Genomic DNA, 25939 nt, shown 5'->3' with positions numbered 1-25939 from the left:
TATAAATTAATCTTTAATTGTAAAGTCATTCAAGTTATATAGCTTAAAGTCACTACCATCTGGAACTTGATATGATACTTTTAATGCATTAGTTAAACCGTCAGAGGTGTTATCACTTTCGATAGTCAGGTTTACTATTACTGTTTGCGTAGAATCTGCAATAGATACTGATGCACTTGCTGCGTCGCTAGATAGCACAGTATCAGCACCACCACCTACGGTAATCGCATTTAACTTACCATTCGATAAGCCGATCAGTAATGTTGCATTCTCTGGTAAACCTTGAGAGCACTTATTTTTAATTTTGACTGTGTAAGTATCTGTGGAATTAGTAACATCTACTGAGCTTTGTGGGATACCACCTTTAAATAACAACGCTGCTTGACCTGTCAAATCGACGTCGATAAACCCTGATGTGATTTCAGGACCATTGACTGTTTTCACTTTTAACGCGGCAGAGCCAAGGCCAGTAAAGCTAGAAATTTCTTGGGATCGAATTAAGGAGGCAACAATAAAGTGTCCACGAGTATTTAGATATTCATATTTCTTTTGCGCACTCGGCTTTGCTGTATTATTCGGTAAAGCACTCCACACAGGCCACACAGGGGCAGGGTGCACACTCGCGACTGTACCACTTCCGGATAATGACTTAGCTTCAACATCGTCCAAATCTAAATCAATAGAGGTGCCAACAGGCAAATTATTTCGTCGTGAAGATGAGTCGGCTACACGCCAAGCAACTTTTTGTGCCGTTTCACTGCCGTCAATGCAAGTCAGTTTATTAGTTGTATCATAACGCCCTAAAGTGTCATCCCAAGCAAAAGGTCCTTCAATATAAGCATTATTCCCTTGCGACATTTGCAAGCGAATACTGCCGACTAAGTTAATTTGCGCTGCGCAGTGACCAGCTGCAACGGCAGCATCACTGCAATTCACACCTTGATAACGAGACGCTGGCATCAGATCCAAGACACCATTATTGTTCGCATCAACAAACTCTTCTAGGAAGTTATCATTGTCACTACCTGTAGTAGGGTTGCCAACTGAATCAACATCCGTTTTATATTTATTCGGGTTCCAACCAAAATCTGCAACACCGTCATTATCTATATCCACAATCGGCTGATAATCACCACTTGTTTCAAACACGCCATTACCATTTGCATCAATATAAGATTCACCATAAGTGGTAAATGACTCACCTAAATCGAATAAACCATTGCTGTTCACATCTTGAAAATCACTTTGGCCGCGCGTGTATGCGACTACTGTTACATAGCCATCAACTGGGCGAGGGTTACTGCTTTTCCAGTCCACCTTACATGCACCATTCTCTGTTTCACAGCTAGACGTAATTAAACCGCCGCTTGCACGAAAATAAACGCGTGTACCATCAATAACAGGGTTTTGATAATGATCACCAATTTGAACGGCAAACGTTACCGTTTTACTATCAACTTCCCATGCATTTGGGTTGAACGGTGTAGCTGAAAAACTGAAGCTATTTTGATCGCCAAGACTTGTCGCCATAGTAATTGGTACTGACATGGTCGTAATAATGTCTGTAACAACACCAGAAGCATTTTTGATATCGACCGATGCTTTGGCACGAATAGTCCCTGCTGCTGCACCTGCATTTAAAATAACACTGACGCTACCCTCTGCATCTGTAATCGCTTTTTCTAGTGATAAAGCCGCACCACCATATTCGTAATCCAATTCAAAGTTTACGGTACGATCAGGCATCGGGTTTCCTGAACGATCAACTACTTGAAATGTCAAAGTGCTTAATGATGGTACATCCCCTGCGCCATAACCACTTAGCGCAATTAAACTAGGTTTTGCTTCTAAAAATTGAATTGCTCCAATCTCGGCAGCTTGCACCGCTATAGTCGTTCTAGCCGTTGCATTTGGATTGGTATCTGTTTCTGCTGCGACATACACAACAATACTATCGCTGGCGCCTAATTCTTTGCCACAACCTAAATCTTTATATGTAGCGGTGGCCGTACCTGAGGTCTTAATTGTTGCAGGTGTAAATTCAGCCAAGCCAGCACTTGAGCAAGTAGAAACAAACGATACTTCACGTAAACCCAAGAACTGTGCGTTATTCGCATTTAAATCGACTAAATCAACAGAAATAGTTGTGCTACCGCTAGCCGATAATGACTCTCCATTCGCCAAGCCTGTGCGAGCAACACCAGGCTGAAATGTATTGCCAGAACCGATGCCTAATGCAACTAATACATTATCTTCAGGCACAGTATCGGGTTCTTCAGTTCCAGTATCATCACCTGTTTTGTCTGTCGTATCTGTTGTATCTGTAGGGGTGTCATCTGACTTACTGAATTTAGATCCATCTGACGAATCAGACCCGCCGCAGGCTGTCAGTAATGACAGTAGGACCATCATGGTCCACGTTAATATTGTACTTTTCATAAAATTCCCTGTTATTTCCCGCTTGTTCTTATCATGATTTTTTTAATTAGGCTATTATCTATGCATCACTCTTAACTAACAATGACACAAGCACAAAAAAGCACGACTAATCATAAGATTGTCGTGCTTTTTTGTAACTGAGCTGGTTGTTTTTTTAAACGTCTAGAAAATCTAGAATACCCTCAGCAGCTTGACGACCTTCCCAAATGGCGGTTACCACTAAGTCTGATCCGCGAACCATATCACCGCCAGCAAACACTTTTTTATTGCTGGTTTGAAATTTAAATTCTTGCTCTTCTGGTGCTACCACACCGTCCCAGCTATTAACTTCAATTCCAAAGTCTTTAAACCAAGGTGCAGGGCTTGGGCGGAAACCAAAGGCAACTAGCACAGCGTCAGCGGGTAATACTTCTTCAGAGCCTTCTACTACTTCAGGGCGACGACGGCCGTTCTCATCTGGTTCACCCATTTTAGTGGTGACCACCTTAACCCCTTCAACCTTATCTTCACCAACGATGGCAACCGGTTGACGGTTAAACAAGAATTTAACGCTTTCTTCTTTAGCATTAATTACTTCGCGTTTAGAACCCGGCATATTGGCTTCATCGCGACGATAAGCACAGGTTACTGACTTAGCACCCTGACGGATAGAGGAACGGTTACAATCCATAGCCGTATCACCACCACCTAGCACAACCACTTTTTTACCTTTCATATCGATAAAATCAGCCGGATTCTTTTCCCAGCCTTGGTTGTGATTCACGTTGGCAATCAAGAAGTCCAGTGCGTCATAAACGCCCGGAAGTTCTTCACCAGGAAAACCGCCTTTCATGTAGTTGTAGGTTCCCATGCCTAAAAAGACAGCGTCGTATTCCGCTTCTAATTCACTGAACTGGATATCTTTACCAATTTCAGTATTTAAACGAAACTCAACACCCATGCCTTCGAAGACTTCGCGACGACGCGACATGACGCTTTTTTCTAGCTTAAATTCTGGAATACCAAACGTCAGTAAGCCGCCAATTTCTGGGTACTTATCAAATACCACTGGCTTAACGCCATTGCGTGCTAATACATCCGCTGCACCAAGACCTGCAGGGCCTGCACCAATAATGGCAACACGCTTACCTGTCTCAACCACTTTTGACATATCAGGGCGCCAGCCCATAGCCAGTGCTGTATCCGTAATGTATTTCTCAACATTACCAATGGTGACTGCACCAAAGCCGTCGTTTAATGTACATGCACCTTCACATAAACGGTCTTGTGGACACACACGACCACACACTTCTGGCAACGTATTGGTTTGGTGGCTTAACTCCACCGCTTCCATGATGTTGCCTTCGCTTGCTAGCTGTAACCAGTTTGGAATGTAGTTATGCACAGGGCATTTCCACTCACAATATGGGTTACCGCACGATAAACAACGGTGTGCTTGTTCACCAGCTTGTGCCTGTTGGAACGGCTGATAAATTTCCACAAAATTACGTTTACGGGTTTGAATATCTTTTTTAGCCGGGTCTTTACGACCCACATCTAAAAATTGAAAATCATTACTTAATCGTTTCGCCATAGTCACCTCTGCTTGACTCACTCGCTATTCGTAAATATTACTCGGAGCGAGTCCGGGTGTTTTTCAGCAGTTGTTCTAGGCTGGCGGCCTTTGGCTTAACCAACCAGAACTTGCCAATGTAATTATCAAAGTTTTCCAAGATTTCTTGGCCCCAGTCGCTGCCGGTTTCTTCAACGTAGTTTTTAATAATGCCGCGTAAGTGATTACGATGGCCTTCGGTTTCTTCATTACTAATGCGGTGGATATCTACTAACTCGTGATTATATTTATCCACAAAGGTGTTGTCTTGATCTAAGACATATGCAAAACCACCTGTCATACCGGCACCGAAGTTATAGCCGGTACTGCCTAAAACAGTTACTTGACCACCTGTCATGTATTCACAACAGTGATCACCAGCACCTTCCACTACCGCTTTCGCGCCAGAGTTACGTACTGCAAAACGCTCACCTGCACGACCCGCTGCTAACAGCTTGCCACCTGTTGCGCCGTATAAGCAGGTGTTACCTACAATAGACGCATCTTGTGATGAGAATTCAGATACTTTCGGTGGGAAGATAACAAGCTTACCGCCTGTCATGCCTTTACCCACATAATCATTCGCATCGCCTTCTAAACGCATTTCAAGGCCACCGGCATTCCATACGCCAAACGACTGGCCTGCGGTACCGGTTAAATTAATCTTGATTGGCGCAGATGACATGCCTTGGTTACCATGACGCAGTGCAATTTCGCCAGAAAGACGCGCACCGATAGAACGATCACAGTTACCAATGGTGTAAGTAAATACACCACCTGTTTTGTTTTCTATGGCCGTTAACGTATCCGCTAACATGCGTTCAGCCATTGCACCTTCATCGTATGGATTATTACGATCAACTTGTACGGTATGGGGTTTATCAGCAGGAATAAGATCGCTGCCTAGCAACGGCGTAAGGTCTATTTTTCGTTGTTTATTCGTCGCGCCTTCGATCATTTCTAAAAGATCGGTACGACCTACTAATTCGCCTAAAGAGCGCACACCTACAGCGGCCATCCATTGACGAGTTTCTTCAGCAACAAAGCGGAAGAAGTTTTTCACCATCTCAACACTGCCGATGAAATGTTTTTCACGCAGGTAATCATTTTGAGTGGCCACACCCGTGGCGCAGTTGTTCAAGTGGCAAATACGTAAGTATTTACAACCTAGAGCAACCATTGGCGTAGTACCAAAGCCAAAGCTTTCTGCACCTAGCATGGCAGCTTTAACAATGTCTAAACCTGTTTTTAAACCGCCATCGGTTTGTAAGCGCACTTTACCACGCAGGTCATTGGCACGTAGAGTTTGATGAGCTTCAGACAAACCAAGTTCAAATGGCGAACCTGCATATTTAATAGAGGTAAGTGGTGATGCGGCAGTACCACCGTCATAACCGGAAATGGTAATGAGGTCAGCATATGCTTTTGCAACACCCGCAGCAATGGTACCAACACCCGGTTCAGATACTAATTTCACCGATACTTTAGCGCGTGGATTCACTTGCTTAAGATCGTAAATTAGCTGAGCTAAATCTTCGATCGAATAAATATCGTGATGTGGTGGAGGTGAAATCAACGTCACACCCGGCACCGAATAACGTAAGGTGGCAATTAGGTTATTAACCTTACCGCCTGGCAACTGACCGCCTTCACCTGGCTTCGCGCCTTGGGCTACTTTGATCTGCAATACATCCGCACTGGATAGGTAGTGCGGTGTGACACCAAAGCGGCCAGATGCAATTTGTTTGATACGGGAGTTTTTAACCGTGCCATAACGCTTAGGGTCTTCACCACCTTCACCTGAGTTAGAATTACCGCCTAACTCGTTCATGGCTTGCGCCAATGCTTCGTGGGCTTCTGGTGATAATGCTCCTAATGACATAGCCGCAGAGTCAAAGCGAGGGAAGATTGCTTCAACTGGTTCAACTTCATCAATCGAAATACTGTTTGTCGTTTTAACGGCTAACAAATCACGCAAGGTAGCAGCAGGACGTTTATTAACAAGATCAGCGTACTTGTCATAAGCCGCTTGTGAGCCTGTTTGCACCGCATCTTGAATAGTCGTAATCACGTCAGGGTTAAATGCATGATATTCACCACCGTGAACATATTTCAGCAAGCCACCTTGATCTAAACCTTTACGTGCTTTCCACGCGTTAGCTGCATTACGAGCCAAGTCTTCTTGAAGTTCTTCAAAACCTGCGCCTTGAATACGACTGCTTAATCCACAGAAACATAAATCAACTACATCGCTCGCAAGACCGATACCTTCAAATAATTGAGAGCCACGATAAGACGCAATGGTAGAGATACCCATTTTAGATAAAATCTTCATTAAGCCTTTGCGAATGCCCTTACGGTAATTTTGATTAGACTGAAGAGGATCACCCAATAATTCACCGCTGCGGTGCATGTCCGCTAATACTTCATACGTTAACCATGGATAAACCGCTGTCGCACCAAAACCAATCAGTACCGCAAAGTGATGCGCATCACGAGCATCACCCGTTTCAATAACTAAGTTGCTTTCTGTACGCAGGCCTTTCTCAATTAAGCCGTGATGCACTGCGCCAGTGGCCATGGCAGCTGGAATCACTAACTGGCCTTGCTCAATGTTACGGTCAGATAGAATTAAAACGGTTATGCCTTCTCGAGAAGCATTGATCGCTTGATCAACCACGCCATTAATAGCTGCTTTTAAGTCGACGCCTGCGTCATAACCTAAAGATAACGTTGTAAAGTTAAACTCATCTTTACCTGTACTCTTTAAACCGTTGAATTTTAGCGGCGACAGTACTGGGCTCGTTAATACGATACGACTTGCGTGATCTGCATTTTCAATAAATACGTTTTTCTCTTTACCAATACAGGTTTCTAGAGACATTACGATGGCTTCACGTAACGGGTCAATTGGCGGGTTCGTCACCTGCGCAAACATTTGACGGAAGTAATCGGCAATGTGACGTGATTTTTGAGAAAGTACTGCCATTGGCGCATCGTCGCCCATGGAACCAGTGCCTTCAACACCTTGCTCCGCCATAGGACGTAGCACTTGCTCACGCTCTTCGAAGCTGATTAAGTGAAGTTTTTGACGGGACTTTAATTCATCTTCATCTAAGTTGTTTTCTTGAAAGCTTTCTAGCTCTAACTTAGATTCAATACGCATTGAATTTTCTTTCAACCATTTGCTGTACGGTTGAGAGTTCTTCAAGCGATTATCAATTTCGTCCGCCTCAAGTACTTCACCTGTTTGCGTATCAATTGCAAGAATTTGACCTGGGCCGACACGCCCCTTCGCAATCACATCTTCAGGCTTGTAGTTATGCGTTCCAATTTCAGATGCAACCGTAATAAAACCATTTTTGGTTTTCACCCAACGCGAAGGACGCAAACCATTACGGTCAAGACCACAAACCGCATAACGACCATCTGTAATTACTAAACCAGCAGGACCGTCCCATGGCTCCATATGCATAGAGTTGTAATCATAAAATGCACGAAGATCTGCATTCATTGTCTCTACGTTTTGCCAGGCCGGTGGAATCATCATACGAATCGCACGGAACATATCCATACCACCGGTATGCAGTAGCTCAAGCATGTTATCCATAGAGGACGAGTCAGAACCCGTTGTATTTACAACTGGTTGAATAGATTCTAAGTTTTCGAGTAGTGGAGACTCAAATTTATTGCCACGAGCGGCGGCCCAATTACGGTTACCACGAATGGTATTGATCTCACCATTATGTGCCAATAAACGGAACGGTTGAGCTAGAGGCCAGCGTGGTGCCGTATTCGTAGAGAAACGCTGATGGAAAACACAGATAGCGGTTTCTAGACGCTCATCACCAAGATCTAAATAAAAATTAGGTAAATCAACTGGCATCATCAAACCTTTATAAGACAAGGTTTTTTCTGACAACGAACAAATATAAAAATCAGGATACTGAGCTAATGCAATCTCTGCTTTACGGCGAGCGTAATAAAGCTGCACTGCAAACGCCTGCTCAGTTTGGGTGGCTTTTGCGCTAACAAAGACCTGTTCAAACCGCGGCAAACAATCAACCGCCATCGGCCCTAAGCAATCATTATTAGTTGGAACAACACGCCATGCTTTAACGTCTAAGCCTTGTGCGGCAAGTGCCGTATTCATTGCAGCGCGCTGCTCATCTGCAATTGCTGGATCTAAATCTAAAAAAATCATACCAACAGCGTACTGTTCAGGCAGCTCAACACCCAGGTCGGCTTTAGCCACCTGACGTAAGAAACTATCTGGCTTTTGGATCAGTAGGCCACAACCATCACCTGTTTTGCCATCTGCCGCGATACCACCGCGGTGTGTCATACAAGTCAATGATTCGATAGCCGTACGCAATAGGTCGTGACTCGTTTGGCCTTCCATATGGGCAATCAAGCCAAAACCACAGTTGTCTTTGAATTCACCTGGTGTGTACAGACCTGTTCTCATAGACGCTCTCATCAAAAATTCTTTATAAATCAATGCCTTATATGGCATTTGGACGCCGATTCAGTAGTTTTGAACAGACAAAAGGAGGCTTATTCTACACGCGAGTGAGGGTAGGCTCAAATAAATTAGCCAAAGTGGGGATTACCCCATCAAGTAAAGCAGGGATGTTTACGTTCTTTAGAAAAGGATCAACTCAAATTTAAGTTATCGTATCTGTCTTATATCCGCCTGAATTTTGCTGATTGGGCGCACCCATGGCTGCCCTTTAATGGTCTTTGATAACTGGCTAGCTTGTTGATTAGCTTGCTGTTTATTGTCCATAGGACCATACACCACCACAAACCAAGGCTCGCCTTTATATCGTGTTTCATAAATCGTTAATTTTGTACCGTCCATTTGTCGAGCAAAGCGTCGAACAAACGCCTTCGCACTCTCTTCATTACGCACACCAAGTAGCTGTAAAGCATAGGATTGGCTAGGTGCCGATAGCAATGGATGCTTACTGGAATCAGCTCTTTGCTTAGACTGAACTACAGACTCTTGCTTTATTTTGCCAACAGGCGACTCCAGAGTCTCTACCCTTTTAGGTATAGATGCCCTCTCTAAGCTTTTTGTAGTAACCGCTATCGGCTGCTCATCGGCACTCTCGGTTGCAACACTTCCAGCCGAACTAACTCGCTCTTTTTTAGGTACTAGGATTGTTTCAGGTTCATCAGAAACAACGTCGATGGCAACCTCTTCACTTGATAGCCCATGGCTTTTAGCAATACCCAAATTATCGTTTACAGCCTTGCGCGCTTTCTGCTCAGCCAAAAGCATTGCAATAGCATCATCACTGTCTATTTGCTGATTAACGTCTTTATCTTGATAAAGGAATGAAACAAACAATGCTGAACCAATTAAGCAAACGGCGGCTATATGACCCAGAGGTAAGCGACCAGAACGTTGCTTTTGGTTATCTTGCTCTAACTCAATCAACTCGATTAACTTTCCAGGAACCCCTTTGCTTAAAAGCCACAACTGATGCATATCCTTAAGGCTCATCGGAACAACATCGACGCCTGAGCGTTTAAATAATTGAGAAATAAAAGCTTCGCTTTCTTCTTCTGTCAGAGGCGACAACTCAATTAAATGATATAACTTGTTTTCAAATTGACTCTGTAAACTATTAAGGCGATCTTTTAAGGACTCATCACCACATAAAATAAGCCGCCAACCATGCTCTTGTGTCGATTTTTCCATTAACAACTGAAGCACATCATCAGCAATCAAATGCGCATCATCGACCAATAGGTGTAGCGTTTCTTGCTGTTGAGCCATGTTTTTGAGTTCGGAATCTAGATCTAAAAGATTAGCGGCACAGCCTAACTGCAGTGAGATAACATCAATAAGTTCAGGTAATTGATTGGTTTGAAGTGCGTTAATAGAAATAATTTGATGATGGACACTTAACTGTGTCATTGCGGCATTCAGCAAAGCTGTTTTGCCTATATCGCTAGGGCCGGTAATTAATACCGACATGGCACTGAATTCTTGCACATGCAGCAACATATCAAGTTGTTGCTCACGCTCCCCTAAGAGGATAATGTCGGGCGATGCCTTATTTGAGTCAGCCATCTTGCCCTCCATTTTATTATTAGTTGGTCAGGTGCGTCAGAGTAGCCTCAAAATGTTCCAGTGCAAAATCAGATGTGGTGATCGCATCACCCATTGCTCGCAAAAGAACCAATCTCAGCTTACCATCTAACACCTTTTTGTCTACAGCCATCAGCTCTTTAAATCGACTAGGGCTCATTCCTTCGGGCGATTTTATGGGTAAATGCGACTTAAGCAGCAACGCCTCAATACGAGTAACGTCCTGAGTAGTAATCCAGCCTAAGCGAGCAGATAGATCCGCGGCCATTAACATGCCCGTGGCAACAGCCTCTCCATGAAGCCAGTTCCCGTAACCTTGGTCCGTTTCAATAGCATGACCAAAGGTATGGCCAAGATTCAGAATAGCGCGAATCCCTCCTTCTCGCTCATCCAGTGCAACCACTTTTGCTTTATTTAGGCATGACGCTTCAATCGCATGCACTAACGCAGCCGTATCTTTGTTATTTAACCGCTCAACATTGGACTCTAACCAATCAAAAAATGGCAAATCGCAAATTAAACCGTACTTTATGACCTCAGCCATACCCGCCGCTAATTCATTAGCCGGCAACGTATTCAAACTGTTTACATCGATCAATACACAATTTGGCTGATGAAAAGCACCAATCATATTTTTACCAAGGGCGTGATTGACACCTGTTTTACCGCCAACTGAAGAGTCAACTTGAGAAAGCAAAGTCGTAGGAATTTGAATGAAATCAACACCACGCTGATAGCTAGCAGCAGCAAAGCCGGTCATATCACCCACAACACCCCCACCTAAGGCCACTAATGTCGTAGTTCGATTATGGCGCTTACTCAATAAAGCGTCGAAAATAAGATTTAAATGTTCTAAATTTTTATACTCTTCGCCATCTGGTAAAATAACTTCATCAACCTGAAAATCCGAAAATATTGCTTTCGCCTGCTCAAGGTATAGAGGTGCAACCGTTTCGTTAGTCACAATCATGACTTGCTGACCTTTTACATAAGGTTTCACAAGTTCGGCACGCGCTAAAACATTTTGCCCAATAAATATGGGATAGCTGCGCTCACCCAAGTCGACAGTTAAGGTTTTCATATTATTCAATGATACTAATCTCAGATAATCGTTTGAGGATTTCTTGCACAACAAATTTTGGATTGCGGTCGTCAGTGTAAATTGTAATATCGGCCACCTCTTTATAGAGGGGATCACGCTGTGCCATTAATCGTGTTAGTACTTCTTCTGGATTACTAATTTGAAGAAGTGGACGATTTTTATCTTTTGATGTACGCGCAAGCTGTTGCTCAACGGAGGTTTTTAAATAAACGACAGTGCCACGGCTTTTAAGGTGCGTTCTATTTTCTTGTCGAAGCACTGCACCACCACCTGTCGCCATCAATACATCATTTTCTTGTGTAATTTCATCAATAGCAATCACTTCACGATCACGAAAACCCTGTTCACCTTCAACATCAAAAATCCAAGGTATGTTACAGCCACAGCGATCTTCGATTTCTTTATCGCTATCTTTAAATTCAAGTTTTAATTCAGTGGAAAGTAAGCGGCCGATGGTGCTTTTTCCAGCACCCATCGGCCCCACTAAATAAACATTATGCTTTGCCATATATTTCTCTAGCGGGTGCTTAATACATCCTTCACCAATCTTGGTGTAATAAAGATAAGCAGCTCACTTTTATCTTCTGTATGAGTAGTACGACGGAACAAACGTCCAATGACAGGCAGATCACCAAAGAATGGTGTTTTATCAATTTGAGTTACATCTTCAGATTGAAAGATGCCCCCCAAAACAATAGTTTCACCATTATTTACTAACACCTGAGTCTCCAATTCATTTGTATCTATGGTTGGAATATTATTAATAACTTCACCAATCGCATCTTTGTTAATAATTAAGTCCATCAAAATGCGATCATCCGGTGTGATTTGCGGTGTCACTTCTAACTTCAGCACAGCATCTTTAAATGTAATAGTTGTCGCACCACTTGCAGAGGCTTGCTCATATGGAATTTGTGAGCCTGCTTGGATACGAGCTGTTTGGCCATCAGCAGTAATAACACGTGGCTGAGAAATTATTTCAGCTTTACCATCCGACTCCATCGCAGACAATTCTAAATCCAACATATAATCAAATGCATTCACGCCAATACCAAATGTTGTTGCATTCGCACTATTTACAGGCAAATTAACAACGTTGCCATCCTCAAGATTAAAATCCTTAGGATCATCACCATTGATTCGATCAACTACAATATTATTGTAAGCTGTTGTCGCTGCACGAGAACCGCCCGCTGTAAATATTTTGTCATTTTTCAATTTACCATAGCCGCCGCCCCAACGAATACCTAAGTTTTCACCGACATTAGTAGAGGCTACAACGATTCGTGCTTCTATCAACACCTGACGCACCGGCACATCAAGTACTTTTATCGCTCGGCGAACCGCTTCTATAGAGGTAGCAGTATCTTGTAAAATAATAGTATTAGTACGCGCATCAACACTAGCACTCCCACGCTCACCCAACAAAGAACCCTCTGATGATACTAATGCAAGCAAGTCCGTCGCTTTTGCGTAACGCACTTGAATAAACTCGGTACGCAATGGTGCAAAATCTTCAACTTGGCGATTAGCCTCTAATTCGATTTTTTGGCGATTAGCAATTTGATCAGCAGGACCCACCATCAATACATTACCAATTTGTTGTTTAGCTAATCCCTGAGATTTAAGTACGATATCTAAAGCCTGATCCCAAGGCACATTTTTCAATCGAAGTGTAATACTGCCTTGAACAGTGTCACTAGCCACTAAGTTAAAACCAGTAAAGTCAGCGATGATCTGCAATACCGTACGCACTTCGATGTCTTGAAAATTAAGAGACAATTTTTCACCCGTATAAGGGAAGCGTTCTTCTTTATTTCGCTCTTGCTCCGCCTTAGTTAAGGGTTTCACATTGACAGTCAATAAATTATCCGTTTGATAAGCCAAATACTCATAACGATCATCAGTCGGTTCGATGAAAAACACTGGCTTACCAGATTCAATTGTTGCATCAATAAAGCGTACCGGTGTGGCAAAATCACGCACATCTAGGCGGCGACGCATTTCTTCTGCAAGCTTTACATTACTAAATTCAACACGAATGCGGCCAGACTCTTGACTAATATCTACAGGTACATTTGGATTACTTAAACTTATTAATACTTGGCCTTCACCTAGGTCACCACGACGAAAATCAACATCAATTATGCGGCCACTCTCATCTTTTTTCTTAGGTTGATACTGAGCTCCAGCCTGAGCTGACAACAAGCCAATATCTGGTTCTGGCAACACATCTTGTTGACCAATAACAACAAATAGATCATTGCCCTGAGTTCTAGTTTGATACCCAGTTAACTCTGTTAAATTTATAATGACTCGAGTTTTTTCTTGAGTACCTACTATAATTGCAGTTCGCGCATTCCCCATACCAATCTTATGATACTTAGATTTAAGCTCACTGGTCGTATCAGGTAAATCAAGTGCAATTCGCGCAGGCTCTTCAATCGTATACCCCGAAACATCAGGGGGCACACCATCAAAAGATAACTTCATTTCTATTTTGTCACCCGGCAAGGAGGCAAATGTTACATCCTTTATAGCTGACGCATACAAAGATGAGGACGCCAAAAATAATAAGGCTACTAAACTATTTTTCATTATTATGCTTTTCATGATTACTCATCCCCAGCTGACTGGTTTAACCCCAAAGTTTGAGGCCTTGAAATCCAGCCACCACTGCCGTTCGGCACGACTTCGATTATTTCTATTTTGTTATCTGTAACGTTCATAATTTGGCCATGGTTCTTACCAATATACTGACCATGCTCAACCATATGAACATTACCTGCTTGAGTCTTAACCAACGCTTTTAGTTTACCGTCTACATCTTTTGAAAGTGTCCCAACTAAAGATAGCTCACTGAGGTTATATCGCTCTAACGCTTCCCTTGCACGAGTTAAACTCGGTGCATCTACGGTATCATCAACTCGACTACTTAACTGCTCAAATGCAACCGGTGATTCAAACGGTGATCGTAGTGCTGAAGCACTGTAAATAAATGCAGAATAGGGCTTAAATTCAGGTAAAGGTGCAATGCGCCCCTTGGGTTTTGCAGTGGTCTGCGCAATAAATTCCTCTAGATCGCGTGTATTTGAATCACTACAAGCGGCTAAAAAAATAACACTAAGTAATAATAGTCTCTTCATTACTGCTACCTTTTAGCCCGTTTATTTTTGCCTGTTTTTTTTGCCTCATCATTGTAACGATATGTCTTGGCAGTTATCTTCAAGTTCAATCTATTATTATCTTGCTTGCTCAAAGGTACAACAGAGAAGTCATGCAAAGTCACAATTCGACCTAAACCAGCAACTGCACTCACAAATGCACCAAAATCATGGTACTCACCAACAACATCAATACTAATAGGAAGCTCCGTATAAAACTCTGTTTCAATTTCTTTATCGAGGTTTATTGAGCGAATTTCCAAGTTAGCCCCAACTGCAGAAGCAGTTATGTCTTCTAACAAACCAGGCACCTCTGTATCACGTGGTAACTGACGTAGCAAACTACCAAATGATTCTTCGATTTCAGCTAACTGTTTTTTATAAGATTCTAAATTAGCTACTCGAAAGGCCTTAATTTCAAACTCTTTTTTGATAACCTCCTCTTGAGCAACAACCTGATCGTAACGCTCAATAGATGCTTGAATATCGAGAAAGTAAAGCCCTATCAATACACCAAAAAAAACCAAAGCAGCAAAGAATGCACGGCCCGCTAACGGCCATGACCCCATATTATTCCAATCAATATCGTTTACATCAAAGCTATTAATCTTTTCAGTTAATGACTGAATATCCATTATTTAATCTCCTCAACAACAGGAGTAGACTGATTAACCAACATGTCAAAACTGTTATAACCATTATCCCCAGCCTTAACACCCAAAAGATTAGGATTTACAAACCAAGGGGATGCATCAAAATTACGCATTAATTGAGATATCTGATCATTACTAGAAGCCTGCCCTTTTAAAGTAAACAATGTGCCTTTTGATGACACATCTGATAGGAACAGTTCTTCAGGCATAATACGGGCCATCTCATCAAACATACGTACAATAACAGGCCGATTACCCTGCAGGTCTTGAATTAACTTCATCCGATCTAACAATTCCTGACGCTTCGTTCTCAGTTCTTGAATTTCTTTTATCTTTTTATCTAATGCAGATGTTTGCTTTTGCACGTATTGATTACGATACTGCTGTGCCTCTATGGCACTGTCGTAAGCACCGCTTGTAAACCACCAAATAGAAAGCGATGCCATAAGCACAAGCACTAACACACCCACGTATTCTTTTTGACGCTCTTGACGTAACTCTTCTCGCCACGGTCTGAGGTTAATCTTTGCCATTAATCAAAACTCCTCATGGCCAAGCCACATGCCACTAATAATCCAGGAGCATCATTCGCTAACATTTGTGCATTTACTTTTGACCCTAATGTCATATTAGCAAAAGGATTGGCAATAATCGCAGGTGTGCCAATTTTGTCTTGAACCAAATGAGCTAAACCGTCTAGGGAGGACGTGCCGCCAGCTAATATCACGTAATCAACATCATTAAATTGGCTTGAACTATAAAAGAACTGCAAAGACCGACTTACCTGTTGAACAACGGACTCTTTGAATGGTTTTAATATTTCTGTCGCATAATCGTCTGGCAAGCCGCCTTCTAACTTAGCTCGAGCCGCTTCTTGTGCACTAATACCATAGCGACGCTGAATTTCTTCTGTTAATTGCTGGCCACCGAACATTTGTTCACGGGTATAAATAATTTTGCCATTATTTAACACGTTCAACGTGGTCATAGTGGCGCCAATATCCACAATAGCTACGGTCTCTTTTTGCTCGCCTTCTAGCTGAGACTCTAAAAGCTGAAAGGCACGCTCAATACAAAATGCTTCAACATCTACAACCGAGGACTCAATACCAGCAATCTCGATTGAGTCTTCTCTTAATTCAACGGTTTCTTTTCGACAGGCCGCTAGCAGTACATCGACACGCTGATCATCCCCCTCAACCGCACCTTGAACTTCAAAGTCCATGGCAACTTCTTCAAGAGGGTAAGGAATATATTGATCAGCTTCTAAGGTGATTTGCTGTTCCATCTCATCATCAGATAAGCCGGCACCCATCTGTATGACTTTAGTAATAACAGCCGAGCCAGCCACGGCAACCGCTGCACGTTTAACACCCGTACGCGATCGCAACAATGCTTTCTTAATAGCACCGCCGACGGCTTCTTCATCGTTAATGGCTTGTTCAACCACGGAGTTTTCTGGCAGGGGCTCTGATGCGTAGGCTTCAACCTGCATTCGACCGTTTTGCTCAGCAAGTTCAATTAATTTGATGCTGGTTGAGCTAATATCGACCCCGAGGACTGCCTTATTTTTCTTTTTAAATAGATTGGCTAGCACTGCTATTCCTTAATTTATCCAGCATAGAAGGCGGAAAAATGCCAAAATGCATGAATATTAAAGCATTATAAGCACAATCCTGCGAAAAGAACAAAAACCATTTATAATGGCAACACCCCATAATTACTGGGTAAACGAGCATTTTAAGCATTTTATGATGAAAAAAAATCGACCTGTTTTGCGTTTTTTGATTTTAGTTGGCGCCGCTGGCATATTTAGTCTTATTTTAGGGGTCTCAAGTGTCTATTTATACCTAGCACCTAGCTTACCTGCTGTTGAAAGTTTAAAAAACATTCAATTACAAACGCCACTTCGTATTTATACCAGTGACGGCAAGCTTATGGCCGAGTATGGCGAGAAGCGTCGAACGCCTGTTTCCTACGACGATGTGCCACAACAATTCTACAATGCATTAATTGCAGCAGAAGATGAAAATTTCTATACACATATCGGTATTGATTTTAAAGGTCTTGCTCGTGCGGCTTATGAACTCATCACCACGGGTAAAAAACGCTCTGGTGGTAGTACCATCACCATGCAAGTCGCTAAAAACTATTATTTAAGCAGCGCCAAAACCTTCACGCGTAAATTTACAGAGATCTTACTGGCGTTACATATTGAACAAGAATTAAGCAAAAAAGATATTCTAGAGCTGTATGTTAATAAGATTTATTTGGGCAAACGCGCTTACGGTGTCGAATCTGCGGCCCAAGTGTATTACGGTAAATCGATACAAGAGTTATCACTGGCACAACTTGCCATGATTGCTGGCTTACCCCAAGCACCGAGCGCCGCTAATCCAATCAACAATCCAGAGCGAGCGATTTACCGTCGCAACTATGTTTTGGCTCGTATGTTTACTTCGGACTTCATAACACAAGAAGAGTTTGATTCAGCTGGCTCTGAGCCTATAAGCGCAAAATATCACGGCCTGGCAACCGAAACTGAAGCACCTTACGTTGCAGAACTGGTGCGCGCACAAATGGTTGATCGCTTTCCTGATGATTTATATACAAAAGGCTATAGTGTCACGACAACCATTCACAGCGAGCTACAAACTACAGCTCAGAAGGTTGTTCGTGAAGGTTTACAAGATTATGACCGCAAACATGGGCTGCGCTCAGAGAAAAAAGTATTACATACCTTTATTCTCGCCGAACAGCAAAATGTCCCTGGTTAATATTCCCCCGAATATTTGGCAACCTAACGACCCTAGTCCCATTGTCGATAAAACAATTTTTTTACCCCCTAGCCCAAAAGATTTAAATATCCACAATTGGCGTGAGCAAATTAAGAATTTAAATAATCCCGGTGATTTAGAATGGTCTGTCGTAACAGCTATTAATACCGAAGCTCAATCTATTGAGCTTGCTACAGATCAAGAAACCGATATCGTCATGCCATTTGAACATTATCAGTGGGCAAGAACCTATAAGTCGGTGAATCAATTGGGGCCAGAAATCAAACAAGCCGATCAATTATTCAGTATCGGTCAACGCGTATTGATCCAAAAAATTAATGACGGTTATTGGTTGGCACAGGAACCCGAAGCGCAGGCATCGTTAGTATCATTTGACCCTCAAAACGGCGCGCTTAAAGCAATGGTCGGCGGGTACGATTTCAATTTGAGTAAATATAATCGTGCCACTCAAGCAGACCGCCAACCCGGGTCAAGTTTCAAACCATTCGTATACAGTGCTGGCTTAGAATATGGCCTGACACCTGCGTCAATTATGAATGACGCGCCTGTAGTTTTTGAAGATGACAGCCTTGAGGCTATTTGGCGGCCTGAGAATTACAGTGGTAAATTCTTCGGCCCAACACGCTTACGCCAAGCACTCTACAAGTCGCGAAACCTTGTATCGATTCGAGTACTAAGTCGTACAGGCGTTGGTCGTTCTATTAATTACATGACGCGCTTTGGCTTTCCAAAACAAAAGCTAAACCGAGATCTATCACTTGCTTTAGGTAGCTCAGGCTTAACGCCATATGAAATGGCCAGTGCCTATAATGCACTTGCCAATGGTGGCTACCGAGTGGACCCACATTTTATTACCAAGATTGAAGATAACGAAGGCCAAGTGTTATTTGAGCATGAAGCTAAAGTTGTGTGTGAATCGTGCTTAAAAAGTATTGCCGAATTTAAGCAAAGACTGGATGAAGATGAGCAAACGCAATTGGAACGTGCAGAATTCGATAGTGAGATGAATGCCACGGCCTTAAAAGAACAAAAACAAATGCAGCTTGAAGAGTATATTCAGCAATTTCCACCATTAGCACCACGTATTATGGATCAGCGTGTGAACTACTTAATGTATACCATGCTAAAAGATGTAATCCGATACGGCACAGGCAAGCGCGCCTTAGCAATTAAACGCAATGACTTAGCGGGCAAAACGGGTACAACCAATGATCAAAAAGATGCGTGGTTTTCAGGTTACAACAGTAAGCTGGTTGCCAATGTCTGGGTTGGTTTTGATAGCCCAAGAACATTAGGGCGCTGGGCATTTGGTAGCAACACAGCATTACCAATCTGGGTTGAATATATGAAAGTCGCATTAAAAGGGGTGCCTGAGTCTCCAATTAAACAACCGGATGGTTTGGTCTCTATTAGAATTGACCCTGATACAGGTAACCGAGCTTACCCTGGGCAACCTAATGCCATTTTTGAAACCTTTCGCCAAGAGAACATTCCTCAACAGATGGAACAACCACCCGCGATTGGTAACCCGTATTCTAATGAACCTTCAAATGAAAATAATAGAACCGACGATTTCACGCCGGAACATTTATTCTGAAAACAAAAAAGGCGATCAAATGATCGCCTTTTTTCATCAAGCCGAGACAGAATTAATTCACTTCTAACATAAATGTTACAGGCCCATCATTTTGCAAACTTACTTGCATATCGGCACCAAAGCGACCTATTTGAGTGGCTATTAAGCCTGAACTCTTTTGCACAAAATAATCATAAAGCGATTCACCTAACTGCGGTGATGCACCTTTTGAAAAGCCAGGTCGTGTGCCCCTTTGTGTATCGGCAACTAACGTAAATTGTGATACCACCAATACACTGCCTGCAACTTGTTGCACGTTCAAATTCATTTTTCCGTCTTCGTCAGAAAAAATTCGATAACCAAGCAGTTTTTTTAACAGCTTATCTGCAATATCCTGAGTATCGTCTTTTTCAACACCCAGCAACACTAAGATACCTTGATCGATTTCACCGATGGTTTCACCGGCAACCTCAACTTTCGCATACTTAACTCGTTGAATTAATGCTTTCATATTCCAACTGCCATTCTTTATAAATTAAATGCAACACGGCACATTAAACTTTTAATATAGCGAGTTTCATGGATAGCTGGGTGCACGGGGTGGTCAGGGCCTTGACTGCCGCGCTCTATAATCTGTACATGACGGTCAAGATGGCGACCAGCTTGCATCAGCATATTTTCTAAGCTGCTTTCGCTCAAATGCATTGAACACGATGCACTTAATAAAAACCCTTCCGCTCCCAATAACCGCATCCCCAATTGATTAAGCTTTTGATACGCACGCTCACCCGCGGCAATATCTTTACGTTTAGGGATAAACGCCGGCGGGTCTAAGATCACCACATCAAACTGCTGGCCTTCTTCGATCAATTTTTCCATTACAGTAAACGCATCACCTTTAATGCACGTAACCGAATCTTGTACTGCGTTTAACTGGGCGTTATTTTCGACCCACTCTAACGCTTGCTTAGAAACATCCACACACGTCACATGCTCAGCACCCGCGGTCGCTGCTTGCACACCCCAGCCACCAGCATAACTGCAAATATCCAGTACACGCTTACCTTTTACGTGGCGGTTAATACGCTCGCGATTCAACCTATGATCATAGAACCAACCTGTTTTTTGCCCATCCCAAACTGGCACTTCAAACTGGGTTCCATTTTCAATCATCGGCACCATTTTTGGCACGTCACCCACAGCCACTTCAACGTATTCTTCAAGACCTTCTTGCACACGCATTTTGCCATCGTTTTTCCATAGCAAACCTTTGATCTCAAAAATACGGGTTAAGGCCGCTTGAATTTGTGGCTTCATCGCTTCCATTCCCGCGGTGGATATTTGCGCAACAAAATAATCACCAAATCGATCAACCACTAAACCAGGCAAACCATCGCTTTCACCGTAAACCAAACGATAATGAGGATGGTCAAAACAAGCCTCACGCAAAGTCAGCGCCATTTCAATTTTTTGCATGATCTGGCCACGACCAAATAACTTAGGACGACGAGATAACAAGCGCGCACAGATCAAACTGTTAGGATTAATATAAGCCACTCCTAAATTTTTGCCTTGCGAGCTTTGAACAATAACTTGCTCGCCCGAGGTGAAGCTTTTCAATGGCGACGCCTTTGTATCCACCTCATTACTGTAAATCCAAACGTGACCCTGTCTTAGGCGTTTATCTTCTTTCGCTCGCAAGCGCAAAATGGGTAAGGTCATAGGATTCCTGTGGATAAATGATTTGTATCAAAACGGGCTAATTATAACTGGGAAATACGAAATGTTGTCTAAACTAAATATCAGATAACCATTTTTAGGCCACTATCCGTGTCTGACCTGACTGAAGAACAAATCAAAAAGATCCTACAGGGCATCAGCATTCCACCGCAGCCTCAAAATCATGGTGGATCTACAGATGGAACAGGTCATGCCCGACCCCGACATCAACCGCATTGCTGAACTCATAAAACAAGACGTGGGGCTTGCTGGCACGGTATTAAAGGTTGTAAACAGCCAGTTTTATGGCCTAGCAAATGAAATCACCAGTATTCAACAAGCGGTTGGTATTTTGGGTATGAACAGTGTGGTGAACATCGTCAATGGCATCAGTATTAAGAGCTCCATGACCGATGACACCATCAAATCATTAACACGCTTTTGGGACAGCGCAATGGATGTGGCTATGACCAGTGCCACCATCGCTAAACAGGTCGGGTATAACTACCCTGATAATGCCTATGCTTTAGGGCTATTCCATAATGTTGGTGTTCCGCTACTTATGAGTCGCTACCCGAATTACCTATCGGTTTTAGAAGAAAGCTACAGTGGCGGTTATAACCGCATCATCGACTTTGAAAACCAACAACTCAACACAAACCACGCGGTAATAGGCTATTACACCGCTAAATCATGGAACCTGCCCAAAATACTCTGTGACATCATTGCTGAGCATCACAGCTGTAAACGCATATTTGGTCAGCAAACCGTTGAGAATGATCAAACCACACTGACCTGTATTTTAAAAATGGCTGAGCATATTTGCGGCACCTACAAAGTGTTAGGGCGCCAAGAAGAAGATCTAGAATGGCAAGACATTGGTAAAATGGTATTGGAGTACCTAGGCCTAAATGATTATGACCTAGAAACCTTTAAAGAAAGTTTTGCGGAAATGGGCATCAGTCCAAACAACTATGGACTGGGCTAACGAATTTCTCGTTTACTGCCCATCGCCTGTTGCACAATATGATTTTTTATAAAATCAACACGATTCAATTTACTCATACCCCAGTTGCGCAACCATCTTATGGCTGGGGTTTTAATGGCAAAGAAACGCTTAAAAGCCTCCATGGTCGCCATCATGGAAAGATTTTCAGGCATGCGTCTGCGTTCAAAACGAGCAAGTACCTGCGGATGGCTAGCGGATAACCCGCGAGCGATGCCCTGCTTTATTTCATCTGCTAGCACATAAGCATCCATAAACCCAAGGTTCACACCTTGTCCTGCTAATGGATGAATGCTGTGAGCGGCATCCCCCACTAACACTATGCCATTTTTCACATACTGCTTGGCGTGACGTTGACGCAATGGAATCGCAACACGCTTACCACAGGCTTTTACATCCCCCAACGTCCCTTCAAACGCTCGTGTTAGTTGCGCTAAGAATTCAGTATCACTTAATTCCAGTAACTGCTGAGCATGACGTTGAGTGCACGACCAAACAATACTGCACAAGTTTGGTTGGGCTAACGGCAAAAACGCTAATACACCATCTTCAGTAAAACGCTGCCATGCGCAGGCATCGTGTGGAGTGTCAACTTCAACCGTACACACCAACGCATGATGCTCATAATCCCATTCACGCATGTCAAACTGCGCCCATTCTCTGACCCAAGAACGTGCGCCATCTGCTGCCACAACCATAGATGATTGCAGTAATTGCCCCGAGTCCAACTGCAATAAATAACCCGTTTGTTCCGCGCTGAGTGATTCTATGCTCTCGACTTTTGCAGGATTAAAGACCTGCACATTGGTTTGTTGTGACAGGGCGGCCATTAAAGCCACGTTAGTCACCGAATTTTCGACAATATGTCCCAAATGCGTTTCGGCTAATTCATTGGCGGTAAACTGAATATGCCCGGTGCCCTCACCATCCCAAACACGCATTTTATCGTAGGCGCTTAAACGTTTTTGTGGCAATGCTTGCCACACACCTAAACGCGTTAAAAATAACTCACTGGCGCGATTTAATGCACTCACCCGTAAGTCGGCATCATCCAGACTCAAAGCGTTCAAATTCAAAGAGGGTGCAGCTTGAGCCTCAACAAGTGCAATGGAAATAGGCGCATCTTTGAGCGCGCACGCCAACGCAGCACCCACTAAGCCACCACCAATAATGATTACGTCAAACTGCTGATTCATACTTTTTTACATCCCAAAAGCTATCAAGGCTGCCACGAGGCAGTCGCACCAACTAACCCCATCGCTTGGCGCGCAAACAGTGTTTTTGCCACCGGTAGTGTATCCATCATGGTTAAACCTAAACTACGAATCAGTGACCATATCATGCCCGGTTGTGAAAATTGGGTCGGCAGCTGATGACTTAAACCAATTGTTAAGGTTTGATCCTGTGTCTGGGCACGTTGGTACGATAGCAAATGTGCAAGTTCACCTAATTGATCTGCACCCTGATGTAGAAACGTTTGTGCAATATTATTCGCCAGCTCTTTAGTATCCCGTAGCGCAAGATTAAAACCTTGCCCAGCAACAGGGTGTAGCCCATGTGCGGCATTTCCCAGTACCACCAGATTACGGCGAACTTGCTCTGCCGCCTGACTCAGAGCCAGCGGGTAACACGCTCGATCACCACTTTTTACAATACGCCCTTTATCAAACCCAACGGCCTGCTGTAGGCGCTGATTAAATTCAACGTCATCTAATTCTGCGTAACGTTGAGCTTGCTCATGAGGCATACACCAAACCAGCGCAAAGCGATTACCTTGCATAGGCAATAACGCTAAAGGGCCACCGCGGGTAAAACGCTCAAACGCCCAATGATCATGAGGGCGGTCAAAGCTTACGTTACAAATTAAGGCGGCTTGCCCATAATCATGACGATGCTGCTCAATACCTAGCTGCTGGCAACCTGCACCACTCACTCCATCCGCCAGCACCAGCAAGCGGGCGGTTAATGACACGCTTTCACCGGATTGGCGCAACTGCAAACAGGCACCTGACTCACCCATTTCATAACGCTCAACACTGGCTGGGGCAAAAATAGAAAGCTGGGAGGTGTTTAATAATGCTTGCGACAATACCTGACCAAGTGCGCGATTGGGGATAACATGACCCAATGCCTCAACGGACTCATCTTTAGCGTGCAAACGCACCCGACCAAACTGGCCTTGTTGACTCACTTGTATGTGCTTAATCGCACAGCAAGCGCTCGCCAAGTTTGCCTCTGCTGCGAACGATGTGTCGGACCACAACGACATACCTTCAAATATACGCTGTGTGCCTAACGATAATGCCGTCGTACGATCATCAAAGCTTGGCTGCTGCCCCTGCGTCGCCGTGACGTCATGCTCATCAATTAATGCGACCGATAACCCTTTTGCCATACACTCTCGCAATAGCAACGCCAAACTCGCGCCCACCATACCGGCGCCAACAATGATCACATCGAACGATTTATTCATGCATTGCCTGCCATTAATGCTTCTATGTCTGCAACGGTCTTAGGCACGTCTTCACTTAACACGCGATGACCGTCTGCCGTCACAAGAATATCGTCTTCAATACGAATACCGATCCCGCGCCATTTTTTATCCACAGATTCATCATCAGGGGCGATATACAAACCCGGTTCAATGGTTAATACCATGCCAGCTTGCAGCGCTCGCCATTGGCCATCAATTTTATAAGTGCCCACATCATGAACATCCATGCCCAGCCAATGACTGGTGCGATGCATATAGAATGGTTTGTAAGCTTCATCTTTAATGAGTTTCTTAACATCCCCTGCGAGCAGACCTAAGTCCACCAAGCCTTGCGTCAATACTTGCAATGCCACTTCATGAGGGTGGTTAAAATGATTACCTGGTTTTACCACCGAGATCGCGGCAAATTGCGCATCAAGCACCACTTGGTATAGCGCTTTTTGCTCAGGGTTGAATTGTCCATTGGCAGGAAATGTACGGGTAATGTCGCTGGCGTAATGGTTAAGCTCACAACCCGCATCAATCAAAATCAAATCACCATCTTTGATCTGCTGGTCATTATGGGTGTAATGCAAAATGCAGGCGTTTTCACCTGAGCCTACAATACTGGTATACGCATCAAAGCGAGCCCCTTGATCTGAACAATAGTGACGAATAGTCCCTTCAAGCTGATATTCAAACATACCTGGCTTAACTTGTTTCATGGCTGCCATGTGGGCATGAGCACTGATGCTCGCCGCTTTTGCCATGGTTTCAATTTCGGCATCGTCTTTGATTAGTCGCAGCTCATGCAATAACGGCTCAATGGCATGCATGGTAGTCGGAGCCTGCACGCCTGTGCGGGCTTTGAGTTTTACCTTTTCTATGGTTTCAATTAAGCGAGCGTCCCACTTTTTATCATGACCCCAAGCAGCATAGACTTGATCACAGTCGCTCATTAATTCTGGTAATTTTTCATCCAATGCCGTAATCGCAAATGCATCGCTGACACAGAGCTTATCAATGGCCGCTTCTGGCCCTAAGCGATAACCCGTCCAGATTTCCATTTCTTTTACTTTCGCTTGGCAAAATAAAATGGCTCGACAGACACCTTCTTTTTTTTGCAAAACCAAGCAGGCGCTGTCTTCAGTAAAGCCGGTTAAATAAAACAAATCACTGCTTTGACGAAACGCAAAATCCGCATCGCGGTTACGCAGATGAATATCAGCCGACGGTATGACAGCCAAGCTGTTATCCGTCATTTTGTTAAATAATGCGTCTCTATGCTGGATAAAGTTCAACGTAACCACCTTAT

At 43.5% G+C, this 25939-nt stretch carries 18 protein-coding genes and 1 pseudogene; 3 read left to right on the top strand and 16 right to left on the bottom strand.

What is annotated here, in order from left to right; genetic code table 11:
- Positions 1-6 precede the first annotated feature (6 nt).
- From ACU6U9_RS07330 to ACU6U9_RS07280, 11 genes are all read right to left on the bottom strand, one after another.
- Positions 7-2439 carry an Ig-like domain-containing protein gene (locus ACU6U9_RS07330; protein WP_446734382.1) on the bottom strand — a complete coding sequence of 811 codons (2433 nt, stop codon included), beginning with the start codon at positions 2437-2439 and terminating at the stop codon, positions 7-9.
- A gap of 154 nt (positions 2440-2593) precedes the next feature.
- Positions 2594-4012, bottom strand: coding sequence for an FAD-dependent oxidoreductase (locus ACU6U9_RS07325; RefSeq protein ID WP_446734381.1), 1419 nt, complete (start codon positions 4010-4012; stop codon positions 2594-2596).
- A gap of 37 nt (positions 4013-4049) precedes the next feature.
- Positions 4050-8498, bottom strand: a complete 4449-nt coding sequence (gene gltB, locus ACU6U9_RS07320) for a glutamate synthase large subunit (RefSeq protein WP_446734380.1) — start codon at positions 8496-8498, stop codon at positions 4050-4052.
- Between the two features lie 204 nt (positions 8499-8702).
- On the bottom strand, positions 8703-10115 hold the full coding sequence (locus ACU6U9_RS07315; protein WP_446734379.1) for an SPOR domain-containing protein: 1413 nt from the start codon (positions 10113-10115) through the stop codon (positions 8703-8705).
- A 19-nt stretch (positions 10116-10134) separates the two neighbouring features.
- On the bottom strand, positions 10135-11214 hold the full coding sequence (gene aroB / locus ACU6U9_RS07310) for a 3-dehydroquinate synthase (RefSeq protein WP_446734378.1): 1080 nt from the start codon (positions 11212-11214) through the stop codon (positions 10135-10137).
- Between the two features lies 1 nt (position 11215).
- Positions 11216-11743: a shikimate kinase AroK gene (aroK, locus tag ACU6U9_RS07305; protein ID WP_446734377.1), complete on the bottom strand. Its 528-nt coding sequence runs from the start codon at positions 11741-11743 to the stop codon at positions 11216-11218.
- 8 nt (positions 11744-11751) lie between these two features.
- A complete protein-coding gene (locus ACU6U9_RS07300) occupies positions 11752-13848 on the bottom strand; it encodes a type IV pilus secretin PilQ (RefSeq protein ID WP_446734376.1) in 2097 nt (698 codons plus the stop codon).
- A gap of 2 nt (positions 13849-13850) precedes the next feature.
- On the bottom strand, positions 13851-14381 hold the full coding sequence (locus ACU6U9_RS07295; RefSeq protein WP_446734375.1) for a pilus assembly protein PilP: 531 nt from the start codon (positions 14379-14381) through the stop codon (positions 13851-13853).
- A 5-nt stretch (positions 14382-14386) separates the two neighbouring features.
- On the bottom strand, positions 14387-15034 hold the full coding sequence (locus ACU6U9_RS07290) for a type 4a pilus biogenesis protein PilO (protein ID WP_446734374.1): 648 nt from the start codon (positions 15032-15034) through the stop codon (positions 14387-14389).
- Positions 15034-15585 (bottom strand): PilN domain-containing protein, encoded by a 552-nt coding sequence (locus ACU6U9_RS07285; protein ID WP_446734373.1) that lies wholly within the window; start codon positions 15583-15585, stop codon positions 15034-15036. Before ACU6U9_RS07285 ends, ACU6U9_RS07290 begins: the two co-directional genes overlap by 1 nt.
- Positions 15585-16649: a pilus assembly protein PilM gene (locus ACU6U9_RS07280; protein WP_446734372.1), complete on the bottom strand. Its 1065-nt coding sequence runs from the start codon at positions 16647-16649 to the stop codon at positions 15585-15587. The genes ACU6U9_RS07285 and ACU6U9_RS07280 overlap by 1 nt, the downstream gene beginning before the upstream one ends.
- 154 nt (positions 16650-16803) lie before the next feature.
- On the opposite strand from ACU6U9_RS07280, the gene ACU6U9_RS07275 reads away from it, so the two are divergent.
- Positions 16804-17829, top strand: a complete 1026-nt coding sequence (locus ACU6U9_RS07275) for a transglycosylase domain-containing protein (RefSeq protein ID WP_446734371.1) — start codon at positions 16804-16806, stop codon at positions 17827-17829.
- Positions 17816-19447, top strand: a complete 1632-nt coding sequence (locus ACU6U9_RS07270) for a penicillin-binding protein 1A (protein ID WP_446734370.1) — start codon at positions 17816-17818, stop codon at positions 19445-19447. Before ACU6U9_RS07275 ends, ACU6U9_RS07270 begins: the two co-directional genes overlap by 14 nt.
- A 52-nt stretch (positions 19448-19499) precedes the next feature.
- Here ACU6U9_RS07270 and dtd read toward each other — a convergent pair whose 3' ends face one another.
- Both dtd and ACU6U9_RS07260 read right to left on the bottom strand, forming a co-directional pair.
- Positions 19500-19937: a D-aminoacyl-tRNA deacylase gene (gene dtd, locus ACU6U9_RS07265; protein ID WP_446734369.1), complete on the bottom strand. Its 438-nt coding sequence runs from the start codon at positions 19935-19937 to the stop codon at positions 19500-19502.
- Between the two features lie 17 nt (positions 19938-19954).
- Positions 19955-21148, bottom strand: a complete 1194-nt coding sequence (locus ACU6U9_RS07260; protein WP_446734368.1) for a class I SAM-dependent rRNA methyltransferase — start codon at positions 21146-21148, stop codon at positions 19955-19957.
- A gap of 108 nt (positions 21149-21256) precedes the next feature.
- Here ACU6U9_RS07260 and ACU6U9_RS07255 point away from each other — a divergent pair.
- Positions 21257-22133: pseudogene (locus tag ACU6U9_RS07255) on the top strand (HDOD domain-containing protein).
- Here the strand turns inward: ACU6U9_RS07255 and ACU6U9_RS07250 are convergent.
- The 3 genes from ACU6U9_RS07250 to pepP are packed head-to-tail and all read right to left on the bottom strand — an operon-like array spanning position 22130 to position 25934.
- Positions 22130-23347 (bottom strand): UbiH/UbiF/VisC/COQ6 family ubiquinone biosynthesis hydroxylase, encoded by a 1218-nt coding sequence (locus tag ACU6U9_RS07250; RefSeq protein ID WP_446734367.1) that lies wholly within the window; start codon positions 23345-23347, stop codon positions 22130-22132. The pseudogene ACU6U9_RS07255 and the gene ACU6U9_RS07250 overlap by 4 nt on opposite strands.
- A 23-nt stretch (positions 23348-23370) precedes the next feature.
- The gene (gene ubiH, locus ACU6U9_RS07245; protein WP_446734366.1) at positions 23371-24624 is read right to left on the bottom strand and encodes a 2-octaprenyl-6-methoxyphenyl hydroxylase; all 1254 of its coding nucleotides are present in this window, start codon (positions 24622-24624) and stop codon (positions 23371-23373) included.
- Positions 24621-25934 (bottom strand): Xaa-Pro aminopeptidase, encoded by a 1314-nt coding sequence (gene pepP / locus ACU6U9_RS07240; RefSeq protein WP_446734365.1) that lies wholly within the window; start codon positions 25932-25934, stop codon positions 24621-24623. Before pepP ends, ubiH begins: the two co-directional genes overlap by 4 nt.
- Positions 25935-25939 lie beyond the last annotated feature (5 nt).

This window comes from Pseudomonas sp. HK3 (assembly GCF_052920985.1).
Note: the sequence above shows the minus strand (reverse complement) of the source record. Positions and strands in the feature narration are given on the sequence as shown.